Genomic DNA, 15,737 nt, shown 5'->3' on the forward strand with positions numbered 1-15,737 from the left:
GATGGCGAAGGGCCCGTCCGGGACGTGGGGATGTCCGAAACGGGCCCTTCGCTGTCGGTCAGTGCGCGACCGCGCTGCTCACATCATGTCCTCGATGTCGGCGGCGATGGGGTCGGCGTCGGTGCCGATGACGACCTGGATGGCGGTGCCCATCTTGACGACGCCGTGGGCGCCGGCGGCCTTGAGGGCGGCCTCGTCGACCTTGGAGGGGTCCAGGACCTCGGTGCGGAGGCGGGTGATGCAGCCTTCGACCTCTTCGATGTTCTCGATGCCGCCGAGCCCGGCGACGATCTTCTCAGCCTTGGTGGCCATGGTCTCTCCCTGTGGATCGCGGCTCGTCAGGAGCACGTGGACGGGGTCGGCGCGGTGGTCGCGGCCCGGTCCGGGTTGTCACGGTAACTCACGGTTGGCCCATCTACGCGCGCGAGGTGGGGCCTCGTGGCGAAGGATGGCGATCACCGGTTCCCGGCCGCGTACGGTGTCGTGCCGGCCGCGCGGCGCGGTGGTGTGAGCCCCGCCGGGAGCCTACCGCAACTGGTCTACACCAGTAGGGGCCCACTGGGGCCACGGGAGGTCGAGGTCGCCGATGAGCACCGACAGCGCCGCCGAGCCGAGGCGCACCTGGCGCAACGGGCTGTTCCAGGGCCTGCAGAAGGTGGGGCGCAGTCTGCAGTTGCCGGTGGCTGTGCTGCCGGCGGCGGGACTGCTGGTCAGTCTGGGCACCCTGTTCTCGTCGACGCTGCACGGGGCGTTCTGGGACAAGACGGCGCTGGTGCTGACCAACGGCGGCACCGCGATCCTGGACGGGCAGCTGGGGCTGCCGCTGCTGTTCTGTATCGGGGTGGCGATCGGCTTCGCCAAGAAGGCGGACGGTTCGACGGCGCTGGCGGCGGTGGTCGGCTTCCTTGTCTACTTCAACGTGCTGAAGGCGTTCCCGCAGGCGGGGACGGTGACCGAGGAGGTCCCGGAGGGCGTTCCGCAGAATCCGGGGGTGCTGGGCGGGATCCTGATCGGGCTGCTGACGGCGGTGGTGTGGCAGCGCTTCCACCGCACCAAGCTGGTGGACTGGCTGGGCTTCTTCAACGGCCGCCGGCTGGTGCCGATCATCATGGCGTTCCTCTGCGTGGTGCTGGGGGTGCTGTTCGGGCTGCTGTGGGAGCCGGTCGGGGACGCGCTGACCTGGTTCGCCCGGCAGCTGATCGGTCTGGGCGCCTGGGGCGCGGGAATCTTCGGGGTGGCCAACCGGTTGCTGATCCCGATCGGGATGCACCAGTTCCTGAACACCTTCTTCTGGTTCCAGGCCGGTGAGTACACCACTCCGGACGGTCCGGTGGTGCAGGGCGATCTGACCCGGTTCTTCGCGGGGGACCCCTCGGCGGGGCAGTTCATGTCGGGCTTCTTCCCAATCATGATGTTCGGCCTGCCGGCGGCGGCGCTGGCGATCGCGCACTCGGCCCGCCCGGAGCGCCGCAAGGAGGTGACGGGCCTGATGCTGTCGGTGGCGCTGACCTCGCTCGTCACCGGGGTGACGGAGCCGCTGGAGTTCTCCTTCATGTTCGCGGCGCCGCTGCTGTACGGGCTGCACGCGCTGCTGACGGGTGCCTCGATGGCGATCACCTGGGCGCTGGGGGTGCACGCGGGGTTCAGCTTCTCGGCGGGGCTGATCGACTACGTGGTGAACTGGCATCTGGACACCAAGCCGTGGCTGATCATCCCGATCGGGCTCTGCTTCGCGGTCGTCTACTACGTACTGTTCCGCTTCCTCATCGCGAAGTTCGACATCCCGGTGCCGGGGCGCGAGCCGGAGGAGCTGGGCGAGCAGCTGGACCGCGACGCGACCAAGCCGTAGCGCTCGCCCGGCCGGGCCGCGACCCGGCCGGGCGAGCGGAGGCGGTGCCTCCGCCGGTGGCCGGAGCACCCCGCGCCAGCCGCTAGGCTCATGCGCGAACGGCCTCCATGGCCCCTGGACCTGCGGGTTCGGGGGCTTCTTGGCGTGCCGGCGACCGCAGGGAGAGCGTGCGGTGACCGTGTGGGGAGCGTGCGGAGATCGCGTGGCGAAGAGGCGGGGAGAGGGTGCGCGGGAGGTGGTCGCGGCGCGTACGAAGGGTGCGCGACCCGTCACGATTTCGCAGGTTCCTTATCTATCCCCGACCGTGCTACAACTGGTCTACACCACCCAATGGTGTAGACCACGCGGCCGGTTGACCGCCGCGTTCCCCGTTCTGAGACGCCGCCTTCCCCCTTCTTCCCGATGCCCGGGCGGCGCCTTGCCCACTGGAGGAAGTTGATGTCCACGGCCACCGCCCCCAAGGCGGAGCAGAAGAAGAAGGGTGCCGGCGCGATGGCTGTCATGCAGCGCATCGGCCGCAGCCTGATGCTGCCGGTCGCCGTGCTGCCCGCCGCCGCGCTCCTGGTGCGGTTCGGCCAGCCCGACATGCTCGGCAGGGAGTCGTTCCCCACCTTCATCACCAAGATCGCCGGATACATGGCGGCCGGTGGCGGGGCGCTGCTGGACAACATGGCCCTGCTGTTCGCCGTCGGCATCGCCATCGGCTTCGCCAAGAAGTCGGACGGCTCGACCGCGCTCGCGGCCGTCGTCGGCTACCTGGTCTTCAAGAACGTGCTGGCCACCTTCACCGACCCCAACCTGGCCAAGATAGCCAAGGTCGTGGACGGCAAGATCGTCATGGTCGAGGCCCCGGTGGACGCCAAGGTCCTCGGCGGCGTGGTCATGGGCATCGTGGTCGCCCTGCTCTACCAGCGGTTCTACCGCACCAAGCTGCCCGACTGGGCCGGCTTCTTCGGCGGCCGCCGGCTGGTCCCGATCCTCTCCGCCTTCGCCGGCCTGGTCATCGGCATCGTCTTCGGCCTGATCTGGCCGTGGCTCGGCGCCGGTCTGCACGGCTTCGGCGAGTGGCTGGTCGGCTCGGGCGCCGTGGGCGCCGGAATCTTCGGTGTCGCCAACCGCGCGCTGATCCCGGTCGGCATGCACCACCTGCTGAACAGCTTCCCCTGGTTCCAGGCCGGCACCTACGAGGGCAAGAGCGGCGACATCGCCCGCTTCCTGGCCGGCGACCCGAGCGCCGGGCAGTTCATGACCGGCTTCTTCCCGATCATGATGTTCGCCCTGCCGGCCGCCTGCCTCGCCATCGTGCACTGCGCCCGCCCCGAGCGCCGCAAGGTCGTCGGCGGCATGATGTTCTCGCTCGCGCTGACCTCCTTCGTCACCGGTGTGACCGAGCCGATCGAGTTCACCTTCATGTTCATCGCCCCGGTGCTGTACGCCGTCCACGCGGTGCTCACCGGTGTCTCGATGGCGCTGACCTGGGCGCTCGGCATGAAGGACGGCTTCGGCTTCTCGGCCGGCGCGGTGGACTTCCTGCTCAACCTGGGCATCGCCTCCAAGCCGTGGATGCTGGCCCTGGTCGGCCTGGCCTTCGCGGCGGTCTACTACGCGGTCTTCCGCTTCGCGATCATCAAGTTCAACCTGCCCACCCCGGGCCGTGAGCCCGAGGGCGAGGCCGAGGCGGTCGTGGACGCCACCCAGGCGGAGAAGCCCGCCAAGGGCGCGAAGCGCGAGGCCGCGACGGCGGAGGCCGAGAAGGGCGAGGCCGAGACCGCTCCCGTCGAGGCCGCTCCCGTCGAGGCCGCCAAGGAAGCCGAAGGCACCGAGGCCGCCAAGGCCGACAGCGCGGCCGACGCCAAGGCGTAACCGGCGGCGCACCGCGCTCCACCGCACCGCAGCCGAAGGCCCCCGGCGCCGCACACCGCGGCACCGGGGGCCTTCGGCCGTCACCGGCCCCGTACCGCTCCGCTCGGATACCGCTCAGATCTCGTAGACCGCGCCCGGCCGGGCCAGCTCGGCCGGGCCGTCGTAGACCGCGCGGGCGTCGGCGAGGTTGCGCTCGGCGTCGGTCCACGGCGGGATGTGCGTCAGCACCAGCCGCCCCGCCTTCGCCCGGGCCGCGTGCTGCCCGGCCTCCCGGCCGTTGAGGTGCAGGTCGGGGATGTCCTCCTTGCCGTGCGTGAAGGACGCCTCGCACAGGAAGAGGTCGGTGCCGGCGGCCAGCGCGTCCAGCTCCGGGCAGACCCCGGTGTCCCCGGAGTACGTCAGCGATCGGCCGCCGTGCTCGACGCGGATGCCGTACGCCTCGACCGGATGGCACACCTTCTCCGTACGCACCCGGAACGGCCCGATGTCGAACGAGCCCGGGCCCAGGGTGCGGAAGTCGAAGACCTCGCTCATCGACTTCTCGGAGGGCGTGTCCGCGTACGCCGTGGTCAGCCGCTCCTCGGCACCGTCCGGCGCATACACCGGGATGGCCGGGCAGCGCCCGCCCTCGTGGCGGTAGTAGCGGGCCACGAAGTAGCCGCACATGTCGATGCAGTGGTCGGCGTGCAGATGGCTGAGGAAGATCGCGTCGAGGTCGTACAGACCGATGTGGCGCTGCAACTCGCCCAGGGCGCCGTTGCCCATGTCGAGGAGCAGCCGGAAGCCGTCGGCCTCTACGAGGTAGCTCGAACAGGCCGATTCCGCGGACGGGAACGACCCCGAGCAGCCGACGACGGTGAGCTTCATGGAGCGTGAACCTCCGTGGACGTAAGCCGGGCAGGCGCTGAGGGGGGAGGTCGTGCGGTTTACCGAGCGTAAGGCGCGCCCTACTCCGCCGCTCCTCCGGGCGCCCCCGTTGTGGGGGAACTCACCTGCGCTGTCACCGGTTCGGGGGGCGCCGGCCCCTTGTACCGTGACCTCCGTGGACACGTGGTGGTGGCCGGCGCTGGGCGCCGTGGTGGTACTGGCGGCCGTGGCCGCCGTGGTGGACGGACTGGGGCGCGGAGGCAAGCGTTCCGCCCGTCGGCCGGGCGGCCGGACCCGTCCGCCGGGGCGGCCCCCGGGCCGGTCGCCGCGGACCAGGGAAGGGCGGCCGGAGAAGGCCCCGGCGAAGGCGAGGAAGGCCCCGGGGCGGTCGCCGGAGGTGGGCGAGGTCTGGTGGGCTCAGGTGCCCTACGAGGACGGGCCCGGGTCGAAGGACCGGCCCTGCCTGGTGCTCGCGGTGCGGGACGGCGAGGCGCTGGTCGCCAAGATCACCACCCGCCACCGGGACGGCCGGCCGGGGGTCATCGCGCTGCGCCCGGGTGCGGTGGGCGACACCCGGGGCCGGCCGAGCTTCCTGGAGACGGAGGAGCTGCGGGAGGTGCCGCTCGGCTCCTTCCGGCGCCGGGTGGGCCCGGTGGACCCGCTGGTCTGGGACCGGGTGCGGCACCTGTCGGCCTAGGCGCCGGCTGGGGCGGGCTACGGGGCTACGCCCAGAGCTGGCCGTGCAGGGTCTCGATGGCCTCTTCGGTGGTGGCCGCGGTGTAGACGCCGGTCGACAGGTACTTCCAGCCGCCGTCGGCGACCACGAACACGATGTCGGCGCTCTCCCCGGCCTTGACCGCCTTCCTCCCCACCCCGATCGCGGCGTGCAGCGCGGCACCGGTGGACACCCCGGCGAAGATGCCCTCCTGCTGGAGCAGTTCCCGGGTCCGGGTGACCGCGTCGGCGGAGCCCACCGAGAAGCGGGTGGTCAGCACGGAGGCGTCGTACAGCTCGGGCACGAAGCCCTCGTCGAGGTTGCGCAGCCCGTAGACCAGGTCGTCGTAGCGGGGCTCGGCGGCCACGATCCTCACGTCCGGCTTGTGCTCGCGCAGATAGCGGCCGACGCCCATCAGGGTGCCGGTGGTGCCGAGCCCGGCCACGAAGTGGGTGACCGAGGGCAGGTCGGCCAGGATCTCCGGGCCGGTGGTGGCGTAGTGGGCGCCGGCGTTGTCGGGGTTGCCGTACTGGTAGAGCATCACCCAGTCGGGGTGCTGCCCGGACAGCTCCTTCGCCACCCGCACCGCCGTGTTGGAGCCGCCGGCCGCCGGGGAGGAGATGATCTCCGCGCCCCACATGGCGAGCAGGTCACGGCGCTCCTGGGAGGTGTTCTCCGGCATCACGCAGACGATGCGGTAGCCCTTGAGCCTGGCCGCCATCGCCAGCGAGATGCCGGTGTTGCCGCTGGTGGGTTCGAGGATGGTGCAGCCGGGGGTGAGCCGGCCGTCCTTCTCCGCCTGCTCGATCATGTGCAGGGCCGGGCGGTCCTTGACCGAGCCGGTCGGGTTGCGGTCCTCCAGCTTGGCCCAGATCCGCACGTCCGCCGAGGGCGACAGACGCGGCAGCCGGACCAGCGGGGTGTTCCCGACGGCGGCGAGGGGGCTGTCGTAGCGCATTGCGGGTCAGCGCATTCCGCCGGCGACCGCCGGGAGGATGGTGACGTTGTCGCCGTCGGACAGCTTGGTGGAGATGCCGTCCAGGAAGCGGACGTCCTCGTCGTTGAGGTAGACGTTCACGAACCGGCGCAGCTGCTCGCCGTCCACGATCCGCTCCCGGATGCCCGCGTACCGGGTGTCGAGGTCGGCGAAGAGGTCGGCAAGGGTGTCCCCGCTGCCCTCGACGGCCTTCGCGCCGTCGGTGTAGGTGCGGAGGATGGTCGGGATGCGGACCTCGATGGCCATGGCGGGCTCCTGTGTCGAAGAAGAGGGCGTGCACGGGGGTGGCGGTGCGGTACGCGGACGGGATCCGGTCGCGGTACGGGGGTCCGGTGGCCCATGGTCCCGGGCGGCCGGCCACCGGATCGCGCGGCATGACGCTCGGCGGCGGCGTCTTCCGGCGTACGGTCCGGGGCGGGCGCCGCCGGTCAGACGGCGCCGCGGCGGTGGGCCGCGCCCGGGGGGCCGGGCGGACAGATGGCGCTGGCCAGACGGCAGAGGTCGACGTGCAGGCGCGCCACGAGCAGGGCACTCCCTGCCGCGGTCTCAGTCACGTCGATGGCAACCATGCGCTCATCGTATCGATTCCCGGTCCGCCTTTCGGAACACCGTCTCGGATCCCGGACGCCAGCGGCTCACCATCCGGATACCGTCGTCGGGATCCGGCCGCCGGGGTCGCGGGACCGCGCGGGGAATCGGCCCTCGGGGCCGCCCGCCGGGGCCCGGTCGGCGCCTGGCGACCGGGGCTCAGTAGGCGTCCACGATCCGTACGTCCTCCTCCGTGATCTCCCCGTCCACGATCCGGAACGAGCGGAACTGGAAGGGCCCCGCCCCGTCGGTGTCGGCGGTGGAGACCAGGACGTAGTGGGCGCCGGGCTCGCCCGCGTAGGAGACGTCGGTGCGCGAGGGGTAGGCCTCGGTGGCGGTGTGCGAGTGGTAGACGACCACCGGCTCCTCGTCGCGGTCGTCCATCTCGCGGTACAGCTTCAGCAGGTCGCCGGAGTCGAACTCGTAGAAGGTGGGCGAGCGGGCGGCGTTGAGCATCGGGATGAAGCGCTCGGGACGGCCGGTGCCGGCCGGGCCCGCGACGACGCCGCAGGCCTCGTCCGGGTGGTCCTCGCGCGCGTGCGCGACGATCTGGTCGTGGAGGGCCCGTGTGATGGTCAGCATGGGCTCAGAATAGGCCGCACCCCGCGCCCGCCCGGGGCCCGGTCCGGAGGGTGGCACACCCGGACCGGACGGTGGTACGGGCGGGACCTCACGGCCGCCTCAGGGGCGCGGGTCGATCGGGGCGAGGGTGCCGAGGCGGTCCTCGACCGCCTGGGCGGCGGCCAGGCACAGGTCCTCGCGGAACGCCCGCCCCACCAGCTGCACCCCGGTCGGCAGTCCGTCGGCCGTCCCGGTCGGCACCGCCACCGCGGGCACCCCGGCGAAGCTCGTCACCGTGCACAGCCGCATGGCGGTGGCGACCCGCTCGCGCCCCGCCTCGTCCCGGGACTCCAGACCCGGCTCGACCGGCGGCTCGGTGAACACCGGCCCGAGCAGCAGCGGATACGTGTCCAGGAACTGGGCCCAGGAGCGGCGAATGGACGCCCAGGTGCCGGTCAGCGCGACCAGTTCGGCGGCGGAGACCGGCGGGGTGCGCTCCATGGCCCGGGCGACATAGTGGTCGCCGCCCTCGCCGAGCAGGGTCCGCACCACCGGCCAGCTCGGCGCGAACTCGGTGACGGTGAGCTTCCCGTACACCTCCAGCGCCTCGTCCAGCCGCGGTACGTCGGCCACCTCCCGTACCTCGTAACCGGCGTCCCGCAGCGCGCCGGCCGCCGCCTCCACCGCGGACCGTACGGCCGGGTGGACGCCATGGCCGCCGGGGTCGGCGACGACGGCGACCCGCACCGGGCCGGGCAGCGGCTCCCCGTACAGCGGGGCCGGCACCGCGCGGGGGTCGCGCGGATCGGTGCCGGCCAGCACCTCGTACGCCGCCCGCAGATCGGCGACCGTGCGGGCCAGCGGGCCGTCCTTGACCAGCGCCTGGGAGGCCGGGCCGGGGTCGTCGGGGCCGATGACCCGCTGGTCGGCGGGGAACCGCCCGGTGGTCGGGTTCAGCGCGGCCACCCCGCAGAAGGAGGCCGGGATCCGGACCGAGCCGCCGGAGTCGTTGCCCAGTCCGAGGGCGGCCATCCCGGTGGCCACGGCCACCCCGTCGCCGCCGCTGCTGCCGCCCGAGGTGCGGCCCGGGTCCCAGGGGTTGGCGGTGTCCCCGTACAGCTCGCTGCGGGTGTGCATCCCGGCCAGGACCAGGGTCGGCATGTTGCTGTGGCCGATCGGGATGGCGCCGGCCGCGCGCAGCCGGGCCACCGGGAGGGCGTCCGCCCGCGCCACCAGCTCGCGGAAGCGCGGGGTGCCGAAGGTGGTGGGGACGCCCTCGATCGGGGTGCACTCCTTCACCGTGAACGGGACGCCGGCCAGCGGTCCCAGCCGCTCCCCCGCGGCCCGGCGCCGGTCGGTGGCCGCGGCGGCCTCCCGGGCCCGTTCGGCCAGCAGCCGGGTGACCGCGTTCAGCCGGGGGTTGACCTCGGCGACGCGCTCCAGATGGCTGTCCACCAGCTCGGCGGCCGTCACCTCACCGCGCCGGACCGCCGCCGCCTGCTCGGTGGCCGGCAACCGCCACAGCGCCGCCGCCCCACTCCCCGTACCCGATGCCATCCCCGTACCTCCCCGTCCCGCAACCCGTTCCGATACGGTTGTATCGATACCTTGCGCCGCCGAGCATAACCCCCGTACCGATACGCTCGCATCGGAAAAAGTCCAGAAGAGAAGGTGCGAGGGGCATGCCCAGGCAGGTGGACCAGGAGGAGCGGCGGCGGCGGATCGCCGACGCCGTCTGCGCGCTGACGGAGGAGGGCGGGCTGGAGGGCGTGACCCTGCGGGACGTGGCCGTCCGGGCGGCCATCTCACTGGGGGCGGTGCAGCGCTGCTTCCGCACCAAGGAGGAGATGCTGCTCTTCGCGGTGGAGGCGGTCGGCGGGCGGATCACCGCCCGGGTGCGCGCCCGGCTGACCGCGAGTCCCGCCCAGTCGGCGGCCACCGCGCTGGGGCACGCGGCCGGCGAGGTGGCGCTGGTGCGCGCGGAGCACCGGGCGGAGGCCCGTATCTGGCTGGCCTTCCTCGCCCAGGCGGCGGTGAGCCCGCCGCTCGCCGGGCATCTGCGCACCGGGTACGCGGCGCTCCAGGGGCTCTTCGCCCGGCTGATCGAGGAGGCGGCGGCGGGCGGCACGGGCGCCGGGCTCGACCCGGAACGGGAGGCGCGGACCCTGCTGGCGCTCGCGGACGGGCTCACCGCCCAGGTGCTGGTCGGGCACCTCACCGAGCGGGCCGCCGAGGAGGTGCTGGACGCCCAGCTGGCGCGGATGTGGGCCGGGCCCTCCGGCCCCTGACGACGGAACGGGCCCTTCCGTACCAGTCGGTGGTACGGAAGGGCCCGAATGCCGATACGGCACGCTACGGGGCCGGGGTCCGGCTCAGCGGTTGAAGGCGGCGCCCTCGGGGTTGCGGCGCTTGAGCACCAGGTAGGAGACGCCCAGGATGAGCGCCCACAGCGGGGCGCAGTAGAGCGAGACCCGGGCCTCGGCGTCCACGCCCATCATCACGATCACGCCGAAGATGAACAGCAGGGCGAACCAGCTGGTGAAGGGCGCTCCGGGGGCCCTGAACTCGGACTGCGGCAGCTCGCCGCGGTCGGCCTTGGCCCGGTAGCGGATCTGGGCGACCAGGATCATGATCCAGGCCCACATGCCGGAGATGGTGGCGAAGGAGACGACCTTGTCGAAGGCGTCGCCGGGCCACTGGTAGTTGATCCACACGCCGACCAGCATCAGCGCGGCGGAGAAGCTGGTGCCGACCAGCGGGGTGCCGCTCCTGGTCAGCTTGGTGAAGACCTTGGGGCCCTGGCCGTTGAGGGCGAGGTCGCGCAGCATCCGGCCGGTGGAGTACATACCGGAGTTGCAGGAGGACAGCGCCGCGGTGAGGACCACGAAGTTGACGATGGCCGCGCCGACGCCGAGGCCCATCTGCTCGAAGGCGGCGACGAACGGCGAGATGCCGGGCTGGAAGTGGGTCCACGGCACCACGGACAGGATCATGATCAGCGCGCCGACATAGAAGACGGCGATGCGCCACGGCACGGTGTTGATGGCCTTGGGCAGGGTGGTCTTCGGGTCCTTGGACTCGCCGGCGGTGACACCGACCAGCTCGACCGCCAGGAAGGCGAACATCACGATCTGCAGGGTCATCACGGTGCCGCCGATGCCCTTGGGGAAGAAGCCGCCCTCGGACCACAGCAGGGTCATCGAGGCGGTGTCCCCGGCGTCGGAGAAGCCGATGGTGAGGATGCCGGCGCAGATCAGGATCATGCCGATGATGGCGGTGACCTTGACCATGGAGAACCAGAACTCCAGCTCACCGAAGAGCTTCACGGAGATCAGGTTGGCGCCGTACAGGATGATCGTGAAGATCAGCGCGGAGACCCACTGCGGGATGTTCCACCAGTAGGTCATGTAGGTGGCGGCGGCGGTCACCTCGGTGATGCCGGTGACCACCCAGAACAGCCAGTACGTCCAGCCGGTGACGAAGCCGGCGAAGGGGCCGACGAACTCGCGGGCGTACTCCGAGAAGGAGCCCGACACCGGGCGGTACATCAGCAGCTCGCCGAGCGCCCGCATGATGAAGAAGATGACGAGGCCCGCGACGGCGTACGCCAGGATGAGGCTCGGTCCGGCCTTGGAGATGGCCTTGCCCGCCCCGAGGAAGAGCCCGGTCCCGATGGCGCCGCCGATGGCGATCATCTGGATCTGCCGGGCGCCCAGGCCCCGCTGGTAGCCCTCGCCCTCGCCGGACGCGGTGCCCGCGGCGTCGCCGCCGTCCTGCTGCTTGTCGACCTGCACTGAGGCCATGGTGTGGTGCGCCTTTCTCCACGCTGATCCGCGCCGACGACTGTCTCGGCAGCGGACCAGGTCCTGATCCCCCCGGATATGGATGGAGTGCCGCCGGCGGTCAGCCGGCGAAGCGCACCCGGGCGACAGGGGTGGCGTTGCCCGGGCGATCGTGCAGGTGTATCACGGTGAGGATGATGATCAATTGATACGACTGTGACACAGGTCACGGAGAGAAGGGGACAGAAGAGGTCGCAGCGGTGCGTACCAGGACAGTCTGGTAATCCGATCGTTATACGGATTTGAGCGTCCGCTGAGCGAACACCCCGCGAGGCCCGGCCGGGGGCACGGCGCGGCTCACATCAGGGTCTCGACCAGCGTCTCCTGGAGGGCGCCGAGCCAGAGGTACGCCATCACCATCGGCTTGCGCGGATCGGAGTCGGGCAGCCGGTAGAGCCGGTCGCTCTCCTCGTCGTCGGCGATCTCCAGCCGGGTGCCGATGGTCAGCCGCAGGTCGTTGAGCGCGCCCAGCCAGTGGCGGGAGTCGTCGGCGGTCAGCTTCAGCACCGCCACCCCCTCCCCGGCGGCCCCGAGGGCGTCCAGACTGCGCACCACCGCGAGGACGTCGCCGCGCTTGCGGTCGCGCAGATCGGTCTCGGTGAACCGGCGGAACTCGGCGGAGGCCGCGCGCAGCTCCTCGTCGTCGTCCGCGTAGGCGTTGGGGAAGAGCCGGGCCAGCGCCGGATCGGAGGGCGGCTCGCTGGGGCCCTCGCGGAACAGCCCGGCGAGCGGGTCCTCCCCCACCGGCGGCTCGTCGCCCGGGCCGATCAGCTCCAGCAGCTGGACGGCGAGCGAACGGAGGATGGAGATCTCGACCTCGTCGAGCGGTACGGCCGCGCCGCCGCCGGGCAGCGCCTCGAAGTGCCCGCTCATCAGTTGCGGTCCTGGGAGAGGGTGGCCCACAGCCCGAACCCGTGCATCGCCTGCACGTCGCGCTCCATCTCCTCGCGGGTACCGCTGGAGACGATGGCCCGGCCCTTGTGGTGCACGTCCAGCATCAGCTTGTGCGCCTTGTCCTTGGAGTAGCCGAAGTACGTCTGGAAGACGTAGGTCACGTAGCTCATGAGGTTGACCGGGTCGTTGTGGACGATCGTCACCCAGGGGACGTCGGGTTCCACGACGGCGAAACCCTCGGCGGCCGGCTCGGTGCGTTCGATCTCAGTGGGAGCAACACTCACTCGGTCCATGCTGCCACCCGGGGTGGGGTACCGCACAAACCGGCCGCCGCGCGTGCCCGTTCGGCGCGGGTCCGCCTTCCCCGGGGATCGAAATCGTCAAACTGACGCTATGGGGGTACCATCCGCCGTATGAACACTGCGAACGCCGTGAACGGCGGGGATCTCGGTCTGCCGGTGGACGTGCCGTCCACCGCGCTCTTCACCGACCAGTACGAGCTGACGATGCTCCAGGCGGCGCTGCGGGGCGGGACGGCCGACCGGCGGTCGGTCTTCGAGGTGTTCACCCGGCGGCTGCCGCCCGGGCGCCGCTACGGCGTGGTGGCCGGCACCGGGCGGGTGCTGGACGCGGTGGAGAACTTCCGCTTCGACCCGGCCGTGCTCGCGTTCCTGCGGGAGCGGGACATCGTGGACGAGCGGACCGCCGACTGGCTCGCGGACTACCGCTTCCGGGGCAGCGTCTGGGGCTACCCGGAGGGCGAGGTCTACTTCCCCGGCTCCCCGATCCTGCGGGTGGAGGGCTCGTTCGCCGAGTGCGTGCTGCTGGAGACGGTGGTGCTGTCGATCCTCAACCACGACTCGGCGATCGCCGCGGCGGCCTCCCGGATGTCGGCGGCGGCCGGCGGGCGCGGGCTGATCGAGATGGGCGCCCGGCGCACCCATGAGCTGGCCGCGGTCGCCGCGTCCCGCGCCGCGTACATCGGCGGCTTCCAGTCGACCTCCGACCTGGCCGCCGGGTTCCGGTACGGCATCCCGACCGTCGGCACCTCGGCGCACGCCTTCACCCTGCTGCACGACACCGAGCGGGACGCCTTCCAGGCCCAGGTCGAGTCGCTGGGCCGGGGCACCACCCTGCTGGTCGACACCTACGACGTGGCCGAGGCGGTCCGTACGGCGGTGGAGGTGGCCGGTACGGAGCTGGGCGCGGTGCGCATCGACTCCGGCGACCTGCTGCTGGTCGCCCACCGGGTGCGCCAGCAGCTGGACGAGCTGGGCGCGAAGGACACCCGGATCGTGGTCACCTCGGATTTGGACGAGTACGCCATCGCCTCGCTGGCGGCGGCGCCGGTGGACGCGTACGGGGTCGGCACCCAGCTGGTCACCGGCAGCGGGCACCCCACCTGCTCGATGGTCTACAAGCTGGTGGCCCGGGCCGAGTCGGCGGACGAGGGGGCACCGCTGGTGCCGGTGGCGAAGAAGTCGCTCGGCGGCAAGCTGTCGGTCGGCGGCCGCAAGTGGGCGGCCCGCCGGCTGGACGCCGAGGGCGCCGCCGAGGCCGAGGTCATCGGCACCGGCCCGGTCCCGCCCGAGCTGGCCGACCGGCAGCTGCTGGTGGAGCTGGTACGGCACGGCGAGGTCGTCGGCCGCGAGCCCCTGGACACCGCCCGCGACCGCCACACCCGCGCCCGCGCCGCCCTGCCGATGTCCGCCCTCCAGCTCTCCCGCGGCGAACCGGTCATCGCCACGGAGTACGTCTGAGGTCTACGCCTGAGGCGTCCGTCGACCGGAACGGACCCGGGCCACCTGCCCGCGGCGATCCCGCCGGGGGCGTCCGTCGCCGGCCGACACCGCCGGGGCCACCCGCCCGGGGCGACTCCCCACCCGGGCGCCGTCCGCCGGCAGCCGGCACGACCCGGGCCACCCGCCTGGGGCGATCCCGCTGGGGGCGTCCATTGGCCGGATCGGGCCCGGGCCACCCGCCCGGGGCGGCGCCCCGCCCGAGGTCGCGTCCTCCCGGGGGCTGGGTCCTCCCCGGGACCGAGCCCTCTTCCCCGGGCCCGGGCCACCCGCCCGGGACCGAGTCCTCCCGGGGGCCGAGCCCTCCCAGGGGGCCGAGCCCTCCCCGGGACCGAGCCCTCCCGGCCCGGGAGGACCCCTCCCGCCGGGGCGGTGGAGTCTCTAGGCTCGGGTGGCGCGCCGATGGCGTCCGGGTCGCCGACGGCCTCGGTGGCGTCGGAGGCCGCCGACGGACCCGCTCCCGCCGCGCCCCGTACCACCCGCACGCCCCGCACCCTCCGCACCGCCGCTCCCTCGGTTTCCCCGTCCCCCCGCCCGCGCCTCCCCCGAAGGACATCCCCATGCACCGCGCACTGATCGTCGTGGACGTACAGAACGACTTCTGCGAGGGCGGCAGCCTCGCCGTGACCGGGGGCGCGGATGTGGCCGCCGCCATCACCGACCTGGTCGGGGAGGCGGCCGGGGCCGTGTACCGGCATGTGGTGGCGACCCGCGACCACCACGTCGACCCGGGCGGCCACTTCTCCGACCGGCCCGACTACGTCGACTCCTGGCCGGTGCACTGCGTGGCCGGGACCGAGGGGGCCGGCTTCCATCCGAACTTCGCCCCCGCGGTGGCCTCCGGTGCCATCGACGCGGTCTTCGACAAGGGCGCCTACTCCGCCGCGTACAGCGGCTTCGAGGGGGCGGACGAGAACGAGACCGGGCTGGCCGACTGGCTGCGGGAGCGCGAGGTGACCGAGGTGGACGTGGTGGGCATCGCCACCGACCACTGCGTACGCGCCACCGCGCTGGACGCGGCCCGGGCGGGCTTCCGCACCCAGGTGCTGCTGGACCTGACCGCCGGGGTGTCGGCGGAGACCAGCGAGCGGGCGCTGGAGGAGCTGCGGGCCGCCGGGGTGGAGCTCACCGGCAAGCCCGTCGTCCAGCCCGCCGGAGGCTGATCGGCCGACACAGGCCGGGGCGCGTCAGAGCGCCCCGGTGCGGTGGCCGCCCTCGGCGGCACGCGGGCCGGCGCCGGGAGGACCGAGAGGGCCCTCGGCGCGCGGATCGGCGGCGTACGGCCCCAGGGCACCGGGCTTCCGTCCCTCGGCCGCCGTCCGGGCGTCGGGCACCCGCGGGCCCGGCGGGTGGAGCAGGCGGCCGGCCGGCGGGCGGCGCGGCAGGGCGCGGATCGGGTGCCAGAGCTCGGCGTCGGCCTGCGGCAGGGCCCGCCAGAGCAGCCCGTCGGGGTGGTGCAGCACGGCGGTGACCTCGTCCGGGGTGGGCGGGTGGGTGTTGCCGCGCAGGTAGACGGCTCGCAGCCCGAGGTTGCGGAGCCGGGTGAGGGCCCGGGGCCGGTTGACGGCGTGCACCAGGATCCGTACCGAGGAGCCGTCGCCGGCCGGGCTGGGCAGGCCGAGCGCGACGACCACGCTGCCGCCGGGCAGCTTGCAGAACCCTCCGCCGGGCATGCCGATCCTCCTCCTCGCTGGCCGATCCCCTGTGCAGTCCTCGTGATGCCCCTGTGGTGTCAATAAGGACTGAGCCTCATGCACCTAAA

16 protein-coding genes and 1 pseudogene are annotated in these 15,737 nt (G+C 72.7%); 6 read left to right on the top strand and 11 right to left on the bottom strand.

The annotated features are described in order from the left end of the window. Nucleotides 1-78 precede the first annotated feature (78 nt). Nucleotides 79-312, bottom strand: a complete 234-nt coding sequence (locus M1O15_RS04345; protein WP_105869475.1) for a PTS sugar transporter subunit IIB — start codon at nt 310-312, stop codon at nt 79-81. Nucleotides 313-586: 274 nt separating this feature from the next. Here M1O15_RS04345 and M1O15_RS04350 point away from each other — a divergent pair, with 274 nt between their 5' ends. Together M1O15_RS04350 and M1O15_RS04355 are read left to right on the top strand one after the other, a co-directional pair. Further along, a complete protein-coding gene (locus M1O15_RS04350) occupies nt 587-1,849 on the top strand; it encodes a PTS transporter subunit EIIC (RefSeq protein ID WP_248631826.1) in 1,263 nt (420 codons plus the stop codon). Nucleotides 1,850-2,287: 438 nt separating this feature from the next. Continuing rightward, nucleotides 2,288-3,712 carry a PTS transporter subunit EIIC gene (locus M1O15_RS04355; protein ID WP_248631827.1) on the top strand — a complete coding sequence of 475 codons (1,425 nt, stop codon included), beginning with the start codon at nt 2,288-2,290 and terminating at the stop codon, nt 3,710-3,712. 114 nt (nt 3,713-3,826) lie between these two features. Here M1O15_RS04355 and M1O15_RS04360 read toward each other — a convergent pair whose 3' ends face one another. Then, nucleotides 3,827-4,579 (bottom strand): MBL fold metallo-hydrolase, encoded by a 753-nt coding sequence (locus M1O15_RS04360; RefSeq protein WP_248631828.1) that lies wholly within the window; start codon nt 4,577-4,579, stop codon nt 3,827-3,829. Between the two features lie 175 nt (nt 4,580-4,754). Here M1O15_RS04360 and M1O15_RS04365 point away from each other — a divergent pair, with 175 nt between their 5' ends. Further along, nucleotides 4,755-5,276 (top strand): type II toxin-antitoxin system PemK/MazF family toxin, encoded by a 522-nt coding sequence (locus M1O15_RS04365; protein WP_248631829.1) that lies wholly within the window; start codon nt 4,755-4,757, stop codon nt 5,274-5,276. Between the two features lie 25 nt (nt 5,277-5,301). On the opposite strand, the gene M1O15_RS04370 is transcribed toward M1O15_RS04365, so the two are convergent. From M1O15_RS04370 to M1O15_RS04390, 5 genes are all read right to left on the bottom strand, one after another. Next, nucleotides 5,302-6,252, bottom strand: a complete 951-nt coding sequence (locus M1O15_RS04370) for a PLP-dependent cysteine synthase family protein (RefSeq protein WP_248631830.1) — start codon at nt 6,250-6,252, stop codon at nt 5,302-5,304. A 6-nt stretch (nt 6,253-6,258) separates the two neighbouring features. After that, the gene (locus M1O15_RS04375; RefSeq protein WP_248631831.1) at nt 6,259-6,537 is read right to left on the bottom strand and encodes a MoaD/ThiS family protein; all 279 of its coding nucleotides are present in this window, start codon (nt 6,535-6,537) and stop codon (nt 6,259-6,261) included. 182 nt (nt 6,538-6,719) lie between these two features. Further along, nucleotides 6,720-6,860 (bottom strand): putative leader peptide, encoded by a 141-nt coding sequence (locus M1O15_RS04380; RefSeq protein ID WP_248631832.1) that lies wholly within the window; start codon nt 6,858-6,860, stop codon nt 6,720-6,722. Between the two features lie 178 nt (nt 6,861-7,038). Further along, complete coding sequence (locus M1O15_RS04385; RefSeq protein WP_248631833.1) at nt 7,039-7,461, bottom strand: M67 family metallopeptidase; 423 nt, start codon at nt 7,459-7,461, stop codon at nt 7,039-7,041. Between the two features lie 99 nt (nt 7,462-7,560). Continuing rightward, on the bottom strand, nt 7,561-8,997 hold the full coding sequence (locus M1O15_RS04390) for an amidase (RefSeq protein ID WP_248631834.1): 1,437 nt from the start codon (nt 8,995-8,997) through the stop codon (nt 7,561-7,563). Nucleotides 8,998-9,122: 125 nt separating this feature from the next. Between M1O15_RS04390 and M1O15_RS04395 the strand changes: the two genes are divergently transcribed. Further along, entirely contained in the window at nt 9,123-9,728 is a 606-nt protein-coding gene (locus M1O15_RS04395; protein ID WP_248631835.1) for a TetR/AcrR family transcriptional regulator, read from the top strand. An 84-nt stretch (nt 9,729-9,812) separates the two neighbouring features. Here M1O15_RS04395 and M1O15_RS04400 read toward each other — a convergent pair whose 3' ends face one another. From M1O15_RS04400 to clpS, 3 genes are all read right to left on the bottom strand, one after another. Continuing rightward, complete coding sequence (locus M1O15_RS04400; RefSeq protein WP_248631836.1) at nt 9,813-11,243, bottom strand: amino acid permease; 1,431 nt, start codon at nt 11,241-11,243, stop codon at nt 9,813-9,815. 336 nt (nt 11,244-11,579) lie between these two features. Then, complete coding sequence (locus tag M1O15_RS04405) at nt 11,580-12,155, bottom strand: DUF2017 domain-containing protein (RefSeq protein ID WP_248631837.1); 576 nt, start codon at nt 12,153-12,155, stop codon at nt 11,580-11,582. Beyond that, complete coding sequence (gene clpS, locus M1O15_RS04410; RefSeq protein WP_248631838.1) at nt 12,155-12,469, bottom strand: ATP-dependent Clp protease adapter ClpS; 315 nt, start codon at nt 12,467-12,469, stop codon at nt 12,155-12,157. Before clpS ends, M1O15_RS04405 begins: the two co-directional genes overlap by 1 nt. 138 nt (nt 12,470-12,607) lie before the next feature. On the opposite strand from clpS, the gene M1O15_RS04415 reads away from it, so the two are divergent. Both M1O15_RS04415 and M1O15_RS04420 read left to right on the top strand, forming a co-directional pair. Beyond that, on the top strand, nt 12,608-13,936 hold the full coding sequence (locus tag M1O15_RS04415; RefSeq protein ID WP_248631995.1) for a nicotinate phosphoribosyltransferase: 1,329 nt from the start codon (nt 12,608-12,610) through the stop codon (nt 13,934-13,936). 599 nt (nt 13,937-14,535) lie between these two features. After that, entirely contained in the window at nt 14,536-15,138 is a 603-nt protein-coding gene (locus tag M1O15_RS04420; RefSeq protein WP_248631839.1) for a nicotinamidase, read from the top strand. 201 nt (nt 15,139-15,339) lie between these two features. Here the strand turns inward: M1O15_RS04420 and M1O15_RS04425 are convergent. Then, a pseudogene (locus tag M1O15_RS04425) lies at nt 15,340-15,648 on the bottom strand (hypothetical protein); the annotation flags it as partial. Nucleotides 15,649-15,737 lie beyond the last annotated feature (89 nt).

The sequence above is a fragment of the Streptomyces lichenis genome, from assembly GCF_023218175.1.
Classification (GTDB): domain Bacteria; phylum Actinomycetota; class Actinomycetes; order Streptomycetales; family Streptomycetaceae; genus Streptomyces; species Streptomyces lichenis.

What these genes read in the sequence shown, in the direction of transcription:
- M1O15_RS04375 (WP_248631831.1), bottom strand. Translation starts at nt 6,537, where the DNA reads ATGGCCATCGAGGTCCGCATCCCGACCATCCTCCGCACCTACACCGAC.
- M1O15_RS04385 (WP_248631833.1), bottom strand. Translation starts at nt 7,461, where the DNA reads ATGCTGACCATCACACGGGCCCTCCACGACCAGATCGTCGCGCACGCG.
- M1O15_RS04395 (WP_248631835.1), top strand. Translation starts at nt 9,123, where the DNA reads ATGCCCAGGCAGGTGGACCAGGAGGAGCGGCGGCGGCGGATCGCCGAC.
- clpS (WP_248631838.1), bottom strand. Translation starts at nt 12,469, where the DNA reads ATGGACCGAGTGAGTGTTGCTCCCACTGAGATCGAACGCACCGAGCCG.
- M1O15_RS04345 (WP_105869475.1), bottom strand. Translation starts at nt 312, where the DNA reads ATGGCCACCAAGGCTGAGAAGATCGTCGCCGGGCTCGGCGGCATCGAG.
- M1O15_RS04390 (WP_248631834.1), bottom strand. Translation starts at nt 8,997, where the DNA reads ATGGCATCGGGTACGGGGAGTGGGGCGGCGGCGCTGTGGCGGTTGCCG.
- M1O15_RS04355 (WP_248631827.1), top strand. Translation starts at nt 2,288, where the DNA reads ATGTCCACGGCCACCGCCCCCAAGGCGGAGCAGAAGAAGAAGGGTGCC.
- M1O15_RS04405 (WP_248631837.1), bottom strand. Translation starts at nt 12,155, where the DNA reads ATGAGCGGGCACTTCGAGGCGCTGCCCGGCGGCGGCGCGGCCGTACCG.
- M1O15_RS04370 (WP_248631830.1), bottom strand. Translation starts at nt 6,252, where the DNA reads ATGCGCTACGACAGCCCCCTCGCCGCCGTCGGGAACACCCCGCTGGTC.
- M1O15_RS04350 (WP_248631826.1), top strand. Translation starts at nt 587, where the DNA reads ATGAGCACCGACAGCGCCGCCGAGCCGAGGCGCACCTGGCGCAACGGG.
- M1O15_RS04360 (WP_248631828.1), bottom strand. Translation starts at nt 4,579, where the DNA reads ATGAAGCTCACCGTCGTCGGCTGCTCGGGGTCGTTCCCGTCCGCGGAA.
- M1O15_RS04400 (WP_248631836.1), bottom strand. Translation starts at nt 11,243, where the DNA reads ATGGCCTCAGTGCAGGTCGACAAGCAGCAGGACGGCGGCGACGCCGCG.
- M1O15_RS04420 (WP_248631839.1), top strand. Translation starts at nt 14,536, where the DNA reads ATGCACCGCGCACTGATCGTCGTGGACGTACAGAACGACTTCTGCGAG.
- M1O15_RS04380 (WP_248631832.1), bottom strand. Translation starts at nt 6,860, where the DNA reads ATGGTTGCCATCGACGTGACTGAGACCGCGGCAGGGAGTGCCCTGCTC.